Origin of the sequence: Alkalibacillus flavidus (genome assembly GCF_040545925.1) — a bacterium.
Lineage (GTDB): Bacteria > Bacillota > Bacilli > Bacillales > Alkalibacillaceae > Alkalibacillus > Alkalibacillus flavidus.
Window position 1 is genome coordinate 1 of sequence record NZ_JBEPMX010000030.1, and the last position, 1026, is coordinate 1026.

A 1026-nucleotide genomic window follows, 5' to 3' on the forward strand; every position below is an offset into this window, starting at 1 on the left:
GTTTCTTTTCGTCTCCGCTTTCTCCTCATTTCATAAAAATAAGAAGAAAACCGAATTGACGACAGGCTATTTTGTTTAGTTTTCAAGGTTCGATAAATAAATGGTGGAGCCTAGCGGGATCGAACCGCTGACCTCCTGCGTGCAAAGCAGGCGCTCTCCCATCTGAGCTAAGGCCCCGTTATAGAGAGTCGGGAAGACAGGATTCGAACCTGCGACCCCTTGGTCCCAAACCAAGTGCTCTACCAAGCTGAGCTACTTCCCGATTATTTAAATGGTGCGCCCGAGAGGAGTCGAACCCCTAACCTTCTGATCCGTAGTCAGACGCTCTATCCAATTGAGCTACGGGCGCAAAAGTGGTGCCGAGGGCCGGACTCGAACCGGCACGGTAGTAAAACTACCGCAGGATTTTAAGTCCTGTGCGTCTGCCAATTCCGCCACCCCGGCAGTTAATGGAGCGGAAGACGGGATTCGAACCCGCGACCCCCACCTTGGCAAGGTGGTGTTCTACCGCTGAACTACTTCCGCATAATCAATGGTGCGGGTGGAGGGAGTCGAACCCCCACGTCATAAGACACTAGATCCTAAGTCTAGCGCGTCTGCCAATTCCGCCACACCCGCAAATGGTGAGCCATGATGGATTCGAACCATCGACCCTCTGATTAAAAGTCAGATGCTCTGCCAGCTGAGCTAATGGCTCATAATTAAATGATTTATGCGCGTTAATATTCATTTATATAGCATCAATCTTTCGATTGAAAAAATGGTGCCGGCCGAGAGACTCGAACTCCCAACCTACTGATTACAAGTCAGTTGCTCTGCCAGATTGAGCTAGGCCGGCGTTTGAAAGATGGTGGAGGATGGCGGGCTCGAACCACCGACCCCTTGCTTGTAAGGCAAGTGCTCTCCCAACTGAGCTAATCCTCCGTTATGAAGCCCGGCGGCGTCCTACTCTCGCAGGGGAAGAACCCCAACTACCATCGGCGCTAGAGAGCTTAACTGCTGTGTTCGGCATGGGAACAGGTGTGA

General features: G+C 51.8%; 9 tRNA genes and 1 rRNA gene. All 10 read right to left on the minus strand.

The features are described 5' to 3' along the window. Positions 1–101: 101 nt before the first annotated feature. Positions 102–177, minus strand: a tRNA-Ala gene (locus ABID56_RS12950). An 11-nt stretch (positions 178–188) separates the two neighbouring features. Further along, positions 189–262: transfer RNA gene (locus ABID56_RS12955), tRNA-Pro, on the minus strand. A 10-nt stretch (positions 263–272) separates the two neighbouring features. After that, positions 273–349: transfer RNA gene (locus tag ABID56_RS12960), tRNA-Arg, on the minus strand. A 5-nt stretch (positions 350–354) separates the two neighbouring features. Then, positions 355–444 (minus strand) — tRNA-Leu (locus ABID56_RS12965). 6 nt (positions 445–450) lie between these two features. After that, positions 451–525, minus strand: a tRNA-Gly gene (locus tag ABID56_RS12970). 8 nt (positions 526–533) lie between these two features. After that, positions 534–618, minus strand: a tRNA-Leu gene (locus ABID56_RS12975). Between the two features lie 3 nt (positions 619–621). Further along, positions 622–697: transfer RNA gene (locus ABID56_RS12980), tRNA-Lys, on the minus strand. Between the two features lie 64 nt (positions 698–761). Further along, positions 762–838, minus strand: a tRNA-Thr gene (locus tag ABID56_RS12985). Between the two features lie 10 nt (positions 839–848). Further along, positions 849–924 (minus strand) — tRNA-Val (locus ABID56_RS12990). A gap of 8 nt (positions 925–932) precedes the next feature. After that, positions 933–1026: ribosomal RNA gene (gene rrf / locus ABID56_RS12995) — 5S ribosomal RNA — on the minus strand; the annotation flags it as partial.